The organism is Pedobacter sp. CFBP9032 (assembly GCF_034045265.1).
Classification (GTDB): Bacteria; Bacteroidota; Bacteroidia; order Sphingobacteriales; family Sphingobacteriaceae; genus Pedobacter.
Window position 1 is genome coordinate 300,154 of the sequence record NZ_JAXCWE010000003.1, and the last position, 18,803, is coordinate 318,956.

The following is an 18,803-nucleotide window of genomic DNA, read 5'->3' on the forward strand; positions in this document are numbered from 1 at the left end:
ATTAATAATGGAGGTTCCTGAACACATAAAATCCCTCATTTTAAAATGGCGGAATCAAAACTTATCTAAAGCTGAAAAGGCTGAACTTGATGCCTGGTACGAATCTCCTCTGCCAGAGGAGATTTATATAGATGCGGAGGGACGTGAACAGGTTAAAAACCTTTTACTGAGTAATATTAAAAGCGAACTCGGTCATTCCAGAAAAAAAGCGGTTAAGCTGTTTCCTACATGGATCAAAATAGCCGCTGCTGTCCTGCTCTTTATGGGAATCAGTTTCCTATGCTATCAATATTTTGAAGGCGTAAACAGCCCGGTAGTGATCCATACCGTTCAAAGCAAGGCGCAGATTAGAAGAATTATCCTTCCAGACAGTAGTATTGTATGGTTGAAGAAAAACAGCCGCCTCTCTTACCCGGAAACTTTTGGAACCCGCTCCCGTGAGGTAAAGCTAACAGGAGAAGCTTTATTCGAAATCGCCCATAATAAGCATTGGCCTTTCAAAATCCGCTCGGGTAATTATACCACTACCGTACTTGGCACTAGTTTTAACCTCAAAACCGGAGCAGAGGATAAAGATTTTTCCATTACCGTTCTAACCGGAAAAGTAGAAGTGGTTAGGAAAGACCAGTCTTTAGGACCACAAAAAATTCTGGTTGCGGCTCACCATTCTTTTCATGGAACTGCCCAAAAAGCAGAGTCTTTTAATTCTGAAACTAACGACACCAAAATTACTCAGCTCCTGGAAGGTACTCAGTATGATATGTCATTTTCAAAAGTACCTTTCGAAGAAATAATGGAACGCTTTGAAGAAAAATTTGATGTGAAGTTTGAAGGTTATACCGGGGAATACAATGCTTGTTTGATTACTGCAGATCTGACCAATCTTCCTTTGGAAAAGTCGCTTCAATTACTTTGCCTTTCTATCAATGCTACCTACAAAATCGACCAGCATAAAATTAAACTAACGGGAGGAGGCTGTTTTTGATGAAGATATAGATCTACTTCCTATAACTAAGATCGGAGGTGCGCTAACACCCCCGATTTACGGTTTTAAATTTTTCATTTCTCAATATTTAAACCTTTCAAATGTATAAAAAATATTTGACATGGGATTTCCATGTCTTACTGAACCAAAGTGCCCAAGACTGTGTTAACCTACACTTCAGGGGGATAAAAACAATACAGATTTGTATCATCGCTGTCCTGTTATTCGCAGGTAATTATGCGCACGCCCAATCTGCAAATGAACCAAAAATTGATATTTCTTTTGTCAATTCTTCCCTGGAAGAATCTATCAGGCTTCTTGAATCCAAGACCAAGATTAAATTTATTTACAATGAGGCGCTACTAAACAAATCGAAAAAGCTTAACCGTAATTTTAAAGATAAAGCTGTAAGTGAAATACTGGCTCAAATTTTAAGTGAGTATAGCATTGACTATGAAATGGTAGACAATGAGTATATAATTTTAAAAAGTATTCCACGTAAACCATTAACAGATAAGCAAGACCGGACAGCACAAAAAATAAACACGACCGGATTTTTGCAGTATGGAACGGTAACTGATGAAGCTGGCAATAAACTTCCCGGCGTATCAGTTAAACTTAACAATGCACCAAATGTTGCCACTACCGATCGGGAGGGCATGTTTCAGATTGGAATTCCAAAGGATGAAACGATTCTTATCTTTTCTTATGTAGGATATAAAAATGTCCAGCACCGCGCATCAAGAACCCAGGAACTTGAGCTGACTATGGAGCCCGATCCGGGCCGGTTGGATGAGGTAAATGTAATTGGTTACGGAACCTCCTCAAAAAGAACAAGTACTGGCTCAGAAATGGGTGTTTCTGCAGATGATTTATTTAATACACCCGCAGTTAACCCGGCATCTGCACTTCAGGGAAGGGTAGCTGGTGTATATGTTCAGCAGGGCAATGGACTGCCTGGAAGCCCCATGAATTTTACCATTAGGGGTACAAATTCTTTGGCAGGGAGAAATAATCCACTCTTTATTGTAGATGGTGTACCTTATCTGGCAGAGGCCGTCAACGCACAGTCAGGAAACTCACTTCATGCAGCAAACGGAGCAACTAGTCCGCTCAATAGCCTCAATCCGGCAGATATTGAAAGCATTAATGTGCTTAAAGATGCCGATGCGACCGCTATTTACGGATCACGCGGTGCAAATGGAGTGGTATTAATTACGACTAAAAAAGGCAAAGCCGGAAAAACTAGCCTCGAAGGCGCTGTTAAACATGGTGTATCTGAAGTGAATCATTTTGTGAAAACACTTAGCACAGCGGAGTACCTGGCTATACGCAGAAAGGGTTATGAAAATACTGGCGATGATCCGGTAACGGATCAAGCTTATGACCTTACTAATTGGGATCAGAATGGTTATACCGATTTTCAAAAGCTCCTTATCGGGAACAGTGCGAAGATGACAGATGCCAACTTGGCCTTAAGCGGTGGCGATGAACGCACCAACTTCCGCCTGAGTGGTACTTTTCTTGATCAGGGAAATGTGTTTACCAATCAACAGGGCTACCAACGATCTGCTGCCAACCTCAACATTGGTCATAAAACCTTAGATCAAAAATTTGAAATCAGCCTTTCTGCGATTTACAGTGCTGAAAAAAATACGGTCTCGGTACTAGATCAGACTTCGGCTGCCTATAGCTTGCCACCAAATTATCCCCTTTACAATGCTGACGGAAGCTTTTACTGGAGTGGTATCGATTTTGGGATTCCTCGAAACCCCCTGGCACAGTTAAATCAGAGACAAAAAAATATTTCGACGAGCTTGATTACCAATTTAGTGATGAGCTATAATATTATGCAGGGCCTGACATTCAAGACATCACTAGGTTTTAACCGTTCTGATATGGATCAGTCCAGATTTTATCCAATGTCATCAATGGACCCTGGGGTAGTTTTTAATGAATCTAGAAGTATATTTGCTTATGATGTAACCACCAATTACATTGTAGAGCCGCAATTAACCTATACTAAAAATATAGCAAAAGGGCAGCTGAATGCATTGATTGGTGGAACCTGGCAATCCCAAAAATCTAAACAGCCGTTTTATACCTTGGCTAATGCCTTTCCTTCTGATGACTTTTTAGAAGATTTAAGATCTGCCAGAGATGTAAGTACCAGTAGCAGCTCAAGCCAATATAAATATGTATCTGTCTTCGGTCGCCTGAATTACAATTGGGAAAGTAAATACATCTTAAACCTGAACTTTAGAAGGGATGGATCTTCAAGGTTCGGCCTGGACTCCAGGTATGGTAACTTCGGATCTGCTGGTGCTGCATGGGTATTCTCTGAAGAAAGTTTTGCCAAAAATAGCAGCTTTTTAAGTTTTGGGAAACTGCGGGGCAGTTATGGAATTGTAGGTAGCGATCAGATTGGGGATTATCAATATCTGGATTCTTATGTATCAGTTCCATATGTGTATAACGGCGTAAGTGGCCTTGATGCAATTCGTATTGCCAACCAGAATTATCGCTGGGAAGAAACCAAAAAACTGGAAGCCGCAATAGATCTGGGCTTTTTCAAGGATAGGTTGTCGTTATCAGTTGCTTTCTATCGAAACATTACTGGCAACCAGTTGGTGAATTTCCCTTTAAGTATCCAAACAGGCTTTACCAGCTATCAGGCAAATCTTCCGGCAAAAGTTGAAAACAAAGGTTGGGAATTTACCCTGAATTCACAGAATATCAAAAGCAAAAATTTCAGTTGGTCTACCAATTTTAATATTTCGCTAAACCAAAATAAATTAAAGGAATTTCCAGATATCGAAAAAACTTCTTACTATTCTCAGTATCAAATCGGCAGACCTTTAAATAGCTTTTATGCATTTCAATACACGGGCTTTAATCCTCAAACGGGTTTGCCTACAGTTGCAGACCTGAACGGAAACGGGTCCGTGAACTTCGGTTTTATAGATACCGGACGTGGCGACCGTTATTTTGCCGGCGCTATCCAGCCGAAATATTATGGTGGCTTTTCAAATACGGTAAGCTACAAGAAAATAACGCTGGATTTCTTGTTTCAGTTTGTTAAGCAAAAAGGCAGGAATATTTTGTCGCAGTCCTTTTATCCTCCAGGTTACCTGTACAACAGTGCAGCTGAACCAATTTTAGCCTATATCAATGCAGGATTGCCAACACAGCCTCAGGTAACCAGCAGTTTTAATGATGCATATGAAGCCTATTCTGATTATATCAGCTCTGATGCTATATTAACAGATGCTTCTTTCATCAGGCTAAAAAATGTAAATCTGTCTTATGACTTTGATGGTAACTGGCTAAAGCGCATTAAGCTACAGCGGCTGAGGATTCAACTTCAGGCACAAAATTTATTTACGATAACCAATTATCTGGGCTTTGATCCTGAATCGCAGGGGGTAAACCTTCCTCCGTTAAGAACAGTTGTTGGTGCACTTCAATTTACCTTTTAATAGATGAGCAATGAATAATATAGCAAAAATTTTAACTATGGCTTGCTTTCTGGCCTTTGGACTGGCCAATTCGGGTTGTAAAAAAATACTCAATATCGATGCACCCGTAAATGAACGGCCTACTTCAGTTGTATTTTCCTCACCTGAAACAGCTAAAGCCGCATTGTCTGGTGCTTATAGTAACATTTCTTCCTCTCAAGCCTATGGGGTAAATATGACGTTGGCAAACGCGATTGCTGCGGATGAAATCCGTGCAGTTGCAGCACCTGCACGTTATGCACCCTTGTTTAATAATTCTTACAATGCCATTGCAGGTTCATTAACTACAGATATATGGAATGATTCGTACGTTTCGATTTACCGTTTTAATGCGATAATTGAAGGGCTGAACAACAACGCTGCCATTAGCGAATCTGTTTCAAGACAATTGATGGCAGAAGCGAAAGCGATGCGTGCATACCTGTATATGCAACTGGTTGCGCTTTATGGAGATGTTCCATTAGTGATTACTACAAATGTAGAAATAACTGCAACGCTTCCCCGAACTGCTGCAACCTCAGTTTATGCCCAGGTTATTCAGGATTTGACCGAAGCGAAGGCTGCTTTGAGTGATGCTTATCCATCCAATTCAGGCACAAGCAACAGGCAGCAGGTAAACAAGGCTGCAGCAACAGCCATGTTGGCAAAAGCCTATTTAGCAACAGGTAACTGGCAGGAGGCTTCGAGAAATGCATCTGAAGTTATTGCCAACACCAGCTTATACCAATTGCTGCCCGGAAATCGATTAGCTGATATTTTCCTGGCTAATTCAACAGAGGCTATTTTGCAATTGGGATCTGCACTAAATGCAACCAGTGGTTACACGAACGAAGGGCAAAACCTGCAAAGCGGACCTTTTGCTTCAGCATCTCCGTTTAGTTTAACGCAAAGTTTGCTCTCGGCATTTGAGGCGGGGGATCTTCGTCGGGATGCATGGGTAAGAACAGTTACCATACGTGGAATTACAGCTTATGAACCCTATAAATATCGCAATGTGGATACCGATGCTGCCACTGCAGCCGGACGTGCTGAATTGCCAACCTTACTTCGTTTAGCTGATATGTATCTTATTCGTGCAGAGGCCAGCCTCGCGCTCGGTAATGCGCAAGCTGCCCTGGATGATGTGAACCTGATTCGCCGCCGTGCCGGATTAACAACACCTTTAACAACATCAGTTAATGTTGCCCTGGCCATAGAACATGAACGGCAGATTGAACTATTTTGCGAACAAGGTGACCGTTGGTTAACACTCAAAAGAACCGGTCGGATAAATGCAGTAATGTCTGCGGCTAAGCCAAATACCTGGCGTCCATTTGCGCAGTTTTTTCCACTACCGCAAACCGCAATTGATTCAAATCCAAATTTGATTCAGAACCAGGGATATTAATCATTCACGACTGAGGCTGATACTGCTGAATTTTCAGGGTATCAGCCCAGTAAAAGCACTATAAATTGATGGATAACAGTATAGTAAAAATCAGCAATCTTTGGCATCGCTATGGAACCTCCTGGGCAATCAAGGATATCAATTTCGAAATTAGCGAACTTGGTGTAATGGGCCTTCTCGGATCAAATGGTGCAGGCAAATCCACTACCATGAATATTATGTGTGGCGTACTAAACCAAACCGAAGGCCAGGTTGAAATTGGGGGCTTTAATATGAACCAGCAACCCATAGCGGCGAAGAAGCTAATCGGCTTTCTGCCGCAGAACGCACCACTCTATATGGAGTTAACCGTGCAAGAATACCTTACGCAATGTGCCTACCTGAGACTTATTGATGGTAAAAAAGTATCAGCTTCAGTTGATAAGGCAATGGCGAAATGTGGGGTATCACATTTTAAGAACCGATTAATTTCCAATCTTTCTGGTGGATATAAACAACGAGTGGGGATTGCACAAGCCATCATTCACGAACCAAAGCTTGTGGTACTGGATGAACCCACAAATGGCCTAGATCCGAACCAGATTTTTGAGGTGCGTAAATTAATTAAGGAAATTGGCGAAGAAAAAGCTGTAATCTTTTCATCCCATATCCTTTCAGAAATTCAGGCTACCTGTACCCAGGTAAAGATGATTGAAAATGGCATAATGGTATTTTCTGATACCATGGATGCCTTTAACGATTACATAGAGCCTGATACCCTGGTGATGTCGCTCATAAATCCGCCGGTAATCGAGATTATAGAAGCTTTAGAAGGCGTGAAAAAAGTTGAGGCCATTAATGCTACAAAATTCCGGGTTCACTTTACCCCCGGAGATGAAATTAGTGAGCGCCTGATTGAGATCAGCGGCAGGCACGGATGGCGGATGCGGGAGATCACGTTAGAGAAAAGTTCTCTCGACCAGATTTTTGCACAACTTTCTAATAAATAATTATTCAAAAAAAGCTGTTGGCGACCAAAAATCATATACCCTTCCTGCTTTTTTATCCTAAAGAAAATAATAATGAAAAACATATTAAGGATTGCCCGTATTGAGCTAAGCCTGCTATTTTATTCTCCCGTTGCCTGGATTGTATTAATAGTTTTTGTGGTACAGGCCGGATGGCAATATACCTCACTGATTGAACGAATGGAAACGGCGCAGCAGATGGGGCAGGTAATGGATGACCTCACCAGTACAGTTTTTACCGGATTTTTCTCTCTTTTTCCAAAAATGCAAGAGTACCTCTATTTGTATATTCCCCTTTTAACCATGGGGTTGATTAGTAGAGAAATACACAGTGGATCCATAAAGCTTTTGTATTCTTCTCCAATCCGTATGATTGATATTGTGGCTGGAAAATATCTGGCTATGATTACCTACTGTTTTGTGCTGATGAGCGTTTTGCTGGGCACAGGTTTGATCTCTCTTTTTACCATTGATCACGTTGATCTCCTGTTTGTACTCTCCGGGACGATAGGCCTGTTTCTACTTACTTGTGCCTATTCTGCAATTGGTTTATTCATGTCTAGTTTAACCAGTTACCAGGTTGTTGCAGCCATTAGTACACTTGTTGTATTGGCTGCACTTAATTTTGTTGGTGGGCTTTGGCAGGATATAGATTTCGTTCGCGATATCACTTATTTCCTTTCCATCTCCGGCAGGGCAGAAGAATCAATAAATGGGCTGATAGGATCCAATGATATCCTTTACTTTATAATTGTGATTTTGCTTTTTCTGGGGCTCACAATACTTAAGCTCCAGTTTGAACGCAGAACCATATCTTTTTTGGGTAAATTCTTGCGCTATACCTTGTTCATTTCTGTAATGTTGCTGGCAGGCTATATAAGCGCAATGCCACAGTTTATGGGCTATGTAGATATGACCCGGAACAACAGGCGGACACTAACAGATTCCAGTAAAAAGGTGATTAATAAGTTTACTGAACCAGTGCTGATTACCACTTATGTAAATCTTTTGGATGAAAATTATTTTCTCGGCCTTCCTTCTTATCAAAACGATGATAAAAAGCACTTTGATATGTATTCCAGGTTTATGCCCTATATGAAATTTGAATATATTTTATATTGGGATCATTCGCAGAATGAGCGGTTATACCAGGAGAATCCAGGATTGAATGATGAACAAATAGCCATGAAAATGGCAAAGATTACCGGAATAGATTTTGAAAAATTTCTTCGCCCTGAACAGATTAAAAATATTATTGATTTAAAGCCAGAACGGAACAGGTTAGTCAGGGTAATCTCTTATAAAAATAAGAAGGTAACCCTTAGAATGTTTGATGATTTATTCAAGAACCCTGCAGAAAAAGAAATTACTGCCGCGTTGAAAAGATTAATTGTTAATGCGCCCAAAATCGGTTTTGTAGATAGCCATGCAGAACGTAGTATCAACCGGTCTGGAGATAAGGATTACCAGATCGCCACTAATGAAATTTCCTTCCGGTACTCACTAATTAACCAGGGCTTTGAGGTAAACACCATAAAGTTAGACCAGCCTGCACTTAAAAAGAAAGTTGATGTCTTGGTTATCTCCGATCCAAAAATTAAATATGATGCACAGGAACTGGAAAATCTTGCCACTTACATTAAAGATGGAGGTAATTTGATGTTAGCCGTAGAGCCTGGGAACGGAGCAGTTGCAAACCCGATACTATCCCTCACCGGAGCATCAATAGGGGAAGGCATGCTGGTTCAGAAAAGTAAAGATTATGAGCCATCTTTTGTAATCAGTGGTCTATCGGGTAAAAACTGGAAACAATTAATGCCCGCCAGCAGCTTTATAAAACTAGACAGTCCGTTTGTGATTACACCAACGGCCACACCTATTAAAATTGATTCATCAACAATCTTCGATGCACTTCCGGTTTTGGTTACCCAGGCTGCGAATACCTGGCAGATTAATGGCTACGAAATAGATCCATCTGCTGAACTGAAAGATGCCAGGCAAAATCAGGATAAAAAATCATATCCTGTTGCATTTGCCCTCCGCAGGAAGCACCAAAATAGTGAGCAGCGTATTCTTTTGATCGGAGACGCCGATTTTATGAGCAATAAGGAAATGTCCAGATCCAAGCCAAAAGCCATTAATTTTTCTTTCGTAACCGAATTGTTCGGGTGGTTTAGTCATGGACAATTTCCGATAGATACCACGCGCGAGGAGCCGATAGACAATAAAATCCTGTTAAATAGTACGCAGGTGGCCTGGATGCGATGGACCTTTCTAGGATTTCTCCCTGCGCTGATCGCTTTGACGGTATCCTGGATGTTAATCAGAAGAAAAAGGCGTTAATAAAACCTTAAATATGAAAATAACAAACGGGCTGCTTTTAGGCCTGACGATGATAATTTCCTTAACCTCCCGAGCGCAACAATCGCCCTTAAATAATGATCCTTCAGTTAAGACAGGTATTTTAGGGAACGGATTTCGCTATTATATTAAGCAAAATCAGGAGCCTGCAAAACGGGCTACTATTTACCTGGCTAATAAAGTTGGATCAATACTTGAAAGCGCTGAAGAACAAGGGATAGCTCATTTTATTGAGCATATGAATTTTAATGGAACCAGGCACTTTCCTAAAAATGAGCTTATTGGTTACCTCGAGCGTTCTGGCGTAAAGTTTGGCGCAGACCTTAATGCGTTTACCTCATATGATGAAACTATCTATCAACTCCCAATTCCTACAGATAGCGCTGCGCTTTGGAAAAACGGTCTGCAGATTATGCGCGACTGGGCCGCCGATGCCACTATAGATGAAGAAGCATTTAATCAGGAACGTGGCGTAATACTGGAAGAGAAAAGACAACGTAGCGATGCGGCGAGCAGAATGGCGCAGCAATATCAGCCTCTTCTTTTTGATCAGTCTTTATATGCAGAACGAATGCCTATCGGAAAAACTGCAGTGATTCTGCATGCTCCTGTAGACCTGGCCAGGAATTTCTATAAAAGGTGGTATAGACCCGATTTACAAGCTTTGATTATTGTTGGTGATATTGACGTGGAGGAAGTAGAAAAGCAGGTTATTCATTTGTTTTCTGATTTGAAACCGCCTGTGCCGCTGGTTCCCCGCCAGCAACAAACGGTAACACTGAAAAATTCAAAAGACTTTATGAAGCTGACCGACCCGGAACTTGGACAATATTATTTCCGGTTTTACTTTAAACGTTCAGCCCTGTCTATGAAAACCAATGAAGATTTTAGGGAAAGTTTGGTGAGGCAATTAACCAATATGCTATTTCAAAATAGGATGAAGGAAATCTTTAACAGCGAAAAACCCCCTTACTTGCAAGCCAGTGGCGGAATCAGTCCGCTGATTGCAAATGTAGATGTACTGGGGCTGGCTGTTTCCTTAGATCCCGAAAAACTAAAGGCAGGCTTTGATGCTTTCTGGCAAGAAGTGACACAGATGAAGCGGTTTGGCTTTACTCCTGAAGAGTTACAATCTGTAAAAGAACGACTCACTGGCTCAATGGAACTTCAAATGGCTGAAAAAAATAAAGTTAAATCTTCCAATTATGCGGATGAATACGTTGATCATTTTATTAAAGGCGATGCTTTCCTAAGTGTGGAAGATCGGAGTAGGCTGTTTAATAAGTACATCGACAGTATCACAGAACAGGAAACGCAACAGTACCTGGGCACATTCTTAGGGAGTGAAAGCAGTACCATATTGGTTTTCGGTCCGGAAAAAGGAAAGGCTTTGTTGCCCGATCAGCAACAACTGAAAGATTGGATGGATACCGCTGAAAAATTAGCCGTAAAGCCTTATAAATCGGAGGTTGTTGCTTCTGCTTTGTTAAAAGCTATTCCTTCAGGTGGCAAAATAATTAAAGAAGAGCAGATAAGGGAAGCAGGTGTTTATCATTGGAAGTTAGCTAACGGCGTAGCTATTTATGCCAAACCAACTGAATTCAAAAACAGTGAAGTGGTATTCTCCGGATTTAGCAAAGGAGGGAGTTCACTTTATAATCAGGCAGATTATTATTCTGCAAAATATGCAACTACTTTTATTGTAAACAGTGGCTTGGGCGACTTTAACGCCAATCAGCTGGATCATATTTTAAATAAAAAGGCTGTTAATGTTATTCCATACATCTCCTCTGCAACGGAAGGCTTTACAGGTTATAGTGCATCCAAAGATTTATCAACCGCGCTGGAAATGGTTCATTTGTACATGAGTGCACCCCGGTTGGATACTGCACGGTTTAACAAGATTATTGAGCAATCAAAATCTGCCTTTAGAAATCGAAGCCCGAATGCAGAACGAGACTTTACAGATACCATTACGTATGTGCTCTCCAATTATCATCCACGCCGTAAGCCAGTTTCCATTACTGATTTCGATCAGATTAATCCGGTAAAAGTTAAATCTATATTTTTAGAACGATTTGCTAATCCTGCAGATTTTACATTTGTTTTTACAGGAAATTTTAAGGTAGATTCCTTAAAAATGTATACCCAGCGTTATTTGGGTTCTCTTCCACAAAAAGGGAAAATAGAGGCGCCGAAAGATTTACAGATTCGGGTTCCTCAAGGATACCTCCGGAAAGATTTAACCGGAGATAAATCCAATAAAGCAACTGTGCAAATGGTCATCAGCGGAATGTATAAGTATTCGGGGAAAGCAAATCTGTATTTAGAATTGTTGAAGGCTACGTTGCAACTCCGGCTCACTACCCGGTTAAGGGAAGTAGAAGGAGGCACCTATTCTCCAAGTGTATATCTGACTAAGGATAAATGGCCGGTTAATTTCTACTCGCTATCCATCTCTTTTGAATGTGATCCATTAAGAATGGAGATGCTAATCAAGGCGGCAAATGACGAATTTGATAACTTAGCCAAAAGTGGTGTTTCAAACGAAGAACTACAGAAATTTATTATGGAACAAACCAGGGCAAACGAACTGGATTTAAGATCTAACCAGTTTTGGACAAGCTATCTGGAAAATAGCCTTCAAGAAAAGGAACCCCTGGGCAGTATATTCAGTTATCCGGGCGAATTATTAAAAATCAATACGAACGAAAGTAAGGTGTATAGCCAGCAATTTTTGGTTAGGAAAAATGAGATTATCTTTACCCTGCAACCATAGTAATTGGGTTTAGTTACAGGAAATTCCGATATCTGTTGGTGTTTTACCAACAGAAAAATTCATGCCTTTAGCTCCCATGATATTAGCAGATTAATGAGGAAAAGTTTTGGATGATTGAAGCATCACCAACCCGTGGGTTAGGTTAATAATCTTTACGAAACTTAGTTTAAATGAAAAACGGGACCTAATCCGAAGATTAGTTCCCGTTTAATCTAAATTAACGCTCTCGATTATATAAACGGGAGAAATGAGGAATTGTTTTATTTATTAAAAATATTTTTATTTAAAGTTCGTTTTTTTTAAAATTATTGATGATTAAATAGAACTTGTCTATTATCTAATTTATTGATATTTAGGTTTTTAATTAATGAGTTGAGGATGGTACAGCGCATTAAATAAATATTTTTCATGTTTAATTTTATTGCTGAAAAGCGCACTTTTTTTCCATCTATTGGGCATGGCAACCGTGTGATTAAGGTTTAATTTCATTAGGCATTGCCGCACCTTTAACAAAAGCATCGGCGTTTGCGAAGGTAATCTCGGCAATTTGCTGCATGGCTTCCCGGGTAAAAAAGCCCTGGTGAGCGGTAATCAGTACATTTGGAAAAGAGATGAGGCGGGTAATTAGATCATCCTGGATAACCTCCCCGGAAAGATCCTGAAAAAACAACCCCGATTCCTGTTCATATACGTCAAGCCCGAGATAACCAAGTTGCCCCGATTTTAAGGCCTGGATTACGTCTGGTGTATTTATAAGTGCGCCCCTGCTGGTATTGATGAGCATAGCACCTTTTTTAAAAAACTTTAAAGTTTGCGCATTAATCATGTGAAATGAATGATCGGAGAGGGGGCAGTGCAGGGAAACGATTTCTGCGTCACGAAGTGTATCTTCAAGACTGGCATAGCTTAATCCTTCTGCAATAAGATTTTGGTCTGGATAAGGATCAAAGGCTACAACATGGCAACCAAAACCTTTAAGAATTTTATAAAATGCTTTACCAATATTTCCAGTGCCAATCAGTGCAACCTTGCAACCATTTAAATTAAATCCCATTAACGACTCCAGCGAAAAATTACCTTCCCTGATTCTGTTGTAGGCCTTATGGGTTTTACGATTTAAAGTAAGAATCATGGCTAAAGTATGCTCGGCAACTGCTTCCGGAGAATAAGCCGGAACCCTCAAAATACGTATGCCTACTTCCTCTGCGGCCTCAAGGTCTATATTGTTAAACCCAGCGCAACGTAAGAGTATCAACGTTACACCATTATCTTTTAACTTATCCAGCACTTTTGCGTTAGCCTTATCGTTTACGAATAAGCAAACTGCATCGAAGCCCTTCGTTAAGCCTACGTTTTCAAAATTTAAGGCTTGTTCAAAATAGACAAGCTCATGGCCGGTATTATATTTTTCTAAAAATTCTTGATCATACACACAAGTACTAAAAACAGCAATTTCCATAGGGAGGATAGGTTTGATGTAAGGTAGTCATTATAAGCGTGTAGATAAAGATTATCTAAAATCATATTTTGAGAAGGTCGTTTTAGCTGGTTTAAAGATATACTTTGCATGGGTGCTTACTGAGGTAATTGCTTCAAGAATCTACCAATAAGTTATGAAGAGAATTAGCCTGCTAAAAATATTTGAAATAAGTTTTAAATTAATTTCAATGTATCTATATTTTTACTAAATTGTGCCTACCAAATTAAATATCGTTTTAACTAGCGAATCAACAACTATTGCCAATTTTAATCTTTAATTACTGCTCTAATTGATGAATAACTAAATCAATTACAGAAAGAACAAAATTTTGAATAATTAGGTAAAACGTTTTATGGTTTTTATGCATAAACCTCAGATTACCTCCTTATAAATGAGATTGCTTTACCATCATCTTAAATAGATTAAAAAGAATTATCAACTAAACAAACCAATAAATGTATGAAAATGAGGAAAATTTATTCTACTATCGGTGCCATAGAAATAACATTTTCTAGCATGAACAGAAGCGTACTAAAACTCGCACTCCTGGGAGTTGCCGCGCTGGGCTTACAAAATACCGCTAACGCCGGGGGCTTGGTAACAAACAAAAATGTTATTCGAAACCGGTTCACTGCTGTAGATAACCTGAATAGTTTCAATCGGAAATTTGCTAAACCCATCACTGGATTGGTAACCGATGATACCGGAATCCCGCTTCCTGGTGCTACCGTTGTAGTTAAAGGTACTAATGTTAAATCCCTTACCGGGGCTGATGGTAAGTTTACCTTAAACATTCCGGATGATGCTACTACGCTGGTGGTTTCGTACGTTGGAATGGAATCTCAGGAAGTAAATATCACCAATTTAAGTACGGTAACCGTCAAGCTGAAATCATTCGGTAATTTATCTGAAGTAGTGGTAACCGCTTTGGGCGTTAAAAGGGAGAAGAAGGCACTAACCTTTGCTGCACAACAAATTGGCGGCGCAGAACTTACCAAAGCTGGAAGCCCTAATTTTATGGAAGCTTTAAGTGGTAAGGCAGCCGGTATTGATATTGGAATTAGTAATTCTGGTGTGGGTGGTTCCACTAAAACAGTACTTAGGGGTTCTAAATCAATTGCCGGAAGTAGTGAAGCGCTTTTTGTAATTGATGGTGTTCCGGTAGTAAATAATAAGGGCGGGCAGCCTGGTTCTTACGGAGGAACGGATAGTGGTGATGGTCTTTCCGCACTAAATCAAGATGATTTTGAATCGGTTACAATTTTAAGAGGGGCAAACGGAGCCATTTTGTATGGTAGTCAGGGTGCAAATGGGGTAATTTTAATTAACACCAAAAAAGGCCAGGCCGGAAAAATTGCTATTGCTTTAAATTCTACAACAAATTTTAGCAGTGCCGCAACGATGCCAGATTTTCAGTTTAATTACGGAGCTGTTGGTGGAAATGATAGAAGCTGGTCTAAAACAAAAGGAGATTATCAGAATAATTACATCGATGATTTTTTCCAAACAGGTGTAAACACAATTAATACTGTATCTGTATCTGGCGGAAATGAAAGAACAACTACTTATTTTTCTTATGGAAATAATTACGCAACAGGTATTGTACCCACCAGTACTTATAACAAGCATAATGTAACCTTAAGTCAGGAAACAAAATTATTTGATGATAAGCTTACCTTGAGTGGAAATGTGAGGTTTTCTTATGAAAGGTCGAAAAATCGTCCTGGTGCAGGTTACTACAATAACCCATTAACAGGCTTATATCTATTTGCACGGGAAAGAAACTTTGAGGATTATAAAACGAATTATCAGATTTTCGATGCCACCCGAAATTTAAACAGGCAAAACTGGTATTCTTCGGAAGAAAAACAAAACAACCCTTATTGGGAATTAAATAACGACCCCAAACTAACGACTAGTAGCAGGGTAATCGCTACGGCAAAAGCATCTTATGCCTTTTTACCACATTTTAAGTTTGATGTACGTGGAAATATAGATTATAACGATAGACTGTTGGATTATCGTTATGCTGCAGGCGGTAATTCTGTAAGTGTAAGTACTAATGGAACCTGGAATTATACCAAGTATAATGATAAAGCCCTATATGGTGATGCGATTTTAAGCTATGATAATAGTTTTGGGAAATTCAGTTTAAACAGTGTGTTGGGCGCCAGCATCCAGGATTATACCTTTAATGATGGAATGACTTTTGGCAATGGAACCATACCTCTTCAGTACCCTAACTTTTTTAGTTTTGCCAACCTGCCCTATAATTTAGTGGTTAACCAAACCTATAGCAGGGTACAAAAACAGGGGTTGTTTGCAAATGCCTCGCTAGGGTTTAAGGATATGCTTTATTTAGATTTGTCTGGTCGTAATGACTATGCCTCTACACTAGCCACTACCGGAAACGACTCTTATTTTTACTACTCAGCTGGATTATCGGCCATCATAAGCCAGATGATCACGTTACCTAAAGAAATAAGTTTCTTAAAATTAAGGGCATCAACTTCTAAAGTTGGTAATGAGGTACCTTATAATATTGTAAACCCTGGCAATACCATAGGTGGTGCAGGCGGGCCAGATGGCATAGGTGGCATTAATAGAAATACACAAACTCCTTTTGCTACGTTGGTGCCCGAAAAAGTAATCAGTAATGAGGTTGGTTTAGAAACCCGTTTTTTAAACGACAGATTAAATCTTGATATTACCTATTATAAAAATACAAGTACCAATCAATTTTTATCTTTAACCGCTCCTTCTGGTTCTGGTTATACCTTTTATTATATAAATGCAGGTAAAGTAACCAACCAGGGTTTTGAGCTGACGTTGGGTGGAGACCCTATAAAAAATGATAGTTTTAAGTGGAACTCCACAGTGAATTTATCGCAGAATAAAAATAAAATTGTACAGCTTATTGCTGAAAACCCGGAATACCAGGTCGGTAGTAATGATGAAGGTTTTAATTCGATTATTAAATCTGGTGGTTCTTTTAACGATTTATATATTTTTAAGCTGGCCCGTAACGCAAATGGACAAATAATATTGGATGCAGATGGAAAGCCAACCAGAACCGCTAATCAGGAATATGTTGGAAATCTAAATCCTAATTTTATCACAGGCTGGAATAATACCTTTACTTATAAAGACTTTAGCTTGAGTGCATTGGTAACAGCTAAGTTTGGTGGGGTAGCCTTCTCTAAAACAGAAGCATTCTTAGATTCATACGGCGTAAGTAAAAGAACAGGAGATATTCGCGATGCAGGACCAACGATGCCAATAAATGCCATTCAGGGAAATACGGCCGTTACTTCAATAGATCCGGAAGTGTATTATAATGTAGTAGGAGATAGAAATGGGATTATGGAACCTTATGTGTTCTCCAGAACCAATGTTCGTTTAGCGCAGGTATCATTAGCTTACAATATACCAATTAAAGGTTCGGCCATTAAGTCAGCCTCTGTTTCCTTGATAGGTCGCAACTTGTTCTTCTTCTATAAAAAAGCGCCATTTGATCCAGAGCAAGCCATGAGTACAAGCAACAGCAACCAGGCAAATGATGTTTTCGCAGTTCCTGCTACCCGTTCTTACGGTTTTAATCTTAAGTTGAACTTTTAATATCTTAAAGTGATGAAAAAAATATGTTTAGTGGTGCTTGCCTTGATTTTATTCAATTCCTGCACCAAGAATTTCGAAGAGATAAATACCAATCCCAATCAAATAACAGATAAATTGTTAGAGCAGGATTTTAATTTAGTAGGTTCTTCTTTTTCAGTGATGTTATTTAACCTGATGGGACACCAAATTGAAGAAGATTTGTGTTATGATAACTGGATGGGCTACATGGGTACGCCAACACCTTATGTTGGGAATGTAAATAATACAACTTATTACCTCCGTTGGATTGATGCTTACTGGAACCGTATCTATGGTAGTGTAATGTCTCCATCTAAACAAGTAATCGAACTGGCTCAGGAAAAAAACTTACCCTTGTTTGGCGATTGGGCCAAGTTGGTTAGAATTTTAGCTATTTCTAAATTAACAGCTTTACATGGCCCCGTAATTTATGCCAACTATGGCACTGCGGGTTTGGGTTCAATTAAATACGATAAAGAATCTGATTTATATAATAACATGTTTGCACAGTTAGATCAGATCGAAACAAATTTTAAAGCGAACCCAACCTATACTGGGTTCACTAAATTTGACCCGAGTTATAAAGGTGATATAGCTGCCTGGTTAAAATTAATCAATTCCGTGCGTTTTCGTTTGGCCATGCGAATCGTTAAGGTTAGTCCAACTGTAGCTAAAACACAAGGCGAAAAAGCTTTAGCAGATGCAGCTGGCCTAATTAGTACCAATGCTGAAAATTTCCTGATCCCTTTAAATGGAAATGTGATGCCGGTTTCTATGATTAGTTTTGATTGGAACGATACCCGTATGGGCGCAACTATGGAATCTTTCCTGGTGGGTTTAAAAGATGGACGTATAGCTAAATATTTTAATGAAGTGAGTGATGCATCATTAGTAACTGACCATCCTACCTATAAATATAAGGGGATTCGCAGCGGAGCATTTTTAAATGCCAAAGATGACAGGGTTCCGTTTTCTACAGTGAATGCAGATTTTAAATCGGTACAAAGAAGAAGAGGCTTCACTGCATCAGAAATAGCTTTTCTGAAAGCTGAAGCTGCCTTAAGAGGATGGGCCAATGCAGGCGATGCTAAAACCAATTATGAAAATGGCGTACGGCTTTCGTTTGCAGACTGGGGTGCAGCAGGTGTTGATGCATACCTCGCAGATGCCACAAGCAAACCCATCAACTATATTGATCCAAAAGATAGCAGAAATAGTTTTACCGCGCTTTCTACCGTTACAGTTGCCTGGAATGCTGGTGATTCCAATGAACTGAAACTGGAAAAAATTATTACACAAAAATACATCGCTACTTTTACCAACACTTTAGAAGCATGGGTAGATTTCAGAAGAACAGGTTATCCTAAAATTCCGCATGTAGCTAAAAATGACAGTAGCCCGGATTGGGGAGTTGTTGCTGCTGATCAATGGATAAAACGACTGGTATTTGTACCTGCAGAACGAACCGGGAATACTGCAGCAGTTGCAGAAGCGGCTACTTTTTTAAACTCCGGGAAAGATGATATTGCTTCACGGTTATGGTGGGATACAACCACAACCAGTAATTTCTAAGAGGCTGTTTACTTACGAAATTTCAAAAGCCTGTGCGCTGAGGAATTTTGTAAGTTTTGGTGACAGTACATCAAACTT

At 39.7% G+C, this 18,803-nt stretch carries 9 protein-coding genes; 8 read left to right on the forward strand and 1 reads right to left on the reverse strand.

Annotated elements, in window-relative coordinates:
• Positions 1-7 precede the first annotated feature (7 nt).
• The 6 genes from SOM16_RS07895 (at position 8) to SOM16_RS07920 (ending at position 12,037) form a co-directional block, all read left to right on the forward strand.
• Positions 8-985: a FecR family protein gene (locus SOM16_RS07895; RefSeq protein ID WP_320463451.1), complete on the forward strand. Its 978-nt coding sequence runs from the start codon at positions 8-10 to the stop codon at positions 983-985.
• A gap of 101 nt (positions 986-1,086) precedes the next feature.
• Positions 1,087-4,464, forward strand: coding sequence for a SusC/RagA family TonB-linked outer membrane protein (locus tag SOM16_RS07900; RefSeq protein ID WP_320463452.1), 3,378 nt, complete (start codon positions 1,087-1,089; stop codon positions 4,462-4,464).
• A 10-nt stretch (positions 4,465-4,474) separates the two neighbouring features.
• Complete coding sequence (locus SOM16_RS07905) at positions 4,475-5,890, forward strand: RagB/SusD family nutrient uptake outer membrane protein (RefSeq protein WP_320463453.1); 1,416 nt, start codon at positions 4,475-4,477, stop codon at positions 5,888-5,890.
• A 68-nt stretch (positions 5,891-5,958) separates the two neighbouring features.
• Positions 5,959-6,879 (forward strand): ABC transporter ATP-binding protein, encoded by a 921-nt coding sequence (locus tag SOM16_RS07910; RefSeq protein WP_320463454.1) that lies wholly within the window; start codon positions 5,959-5,961, stop codon positions 6,877-6,879.
• A 72-nt stretch (positions 6,880-6,951) separates the two neighbouring features.
• On the forward strand, positions 6,952-9,240 hold the full coding sequence (locus tag SOM16_RS07915; RefSeq protein WP_320463455.1) for a Gldg family protein: 2,289 nt from the start codon (positions 6,952-6,954) through the stop codon (positions 9,238-9,240).
• 13 nt (positions 9,241-9,253) lie between these two features.
• The gene (locus tag SOM16_RS07920; protein ID WP_320463456.1) at positions 9,254-12,037 is read left to right on the forward strand and encodes a M16 family metallopeptidase; all 2,784 of its coding nucleotides are present in this window, start codon (positions 9,254-9,256) and stop codon (positions 12,035-12,037) included.
• Positions 12,038-12,509: 472 nt separating this feature from the next.
• Here the strand turns inward: SOM16_RS07920 and SOM16_RS07925 are convergent, their stop codons facing one another.
• Positions 12,510-13,496, reverse strand: coding sequence for a 2-hydroxyacid dehydrogenase (locus SOM16_RS07925; RefSeq protein ID WP_320463457.1), 987 nt, complete (start codon positions 13,494-13,496; stop codon positions 12,510-12,512).
• A 537-nt stretch (positions 13,497-14,033) separates the two neighbouring features.
• On the opposite strand from SOM16_RS07925, the gene SOM16_RS07930 reads away from it, so the two are divergent.
• Positions 14,034-17,135: a SusC/RagA family TonB-linked outer membrane protein gene (locus SOM16_RS07930; protein ID WP_320463458.1), complete on the forward strand. Its 3,102-nt coding sequence runs from the start codon at positions 14,034-14,036 to the stop codon at positions 17,133-17,135.
• A 12-nt stretch (positions 17,136-17,147) separates the two neighbouring features.
• Entirely contained in the window at positions 17,148-18,725 is a 1,578-nt protein-coding gene (locus SOM16_RS07935) for a SusD/RagB family nutrient-binding outer membrane lipoprotein (RefSeq protein ID WP_320463459.1), read from the forward strand.
• Positions 18,726-18,803: the final 78 nt, after the last annotated feature.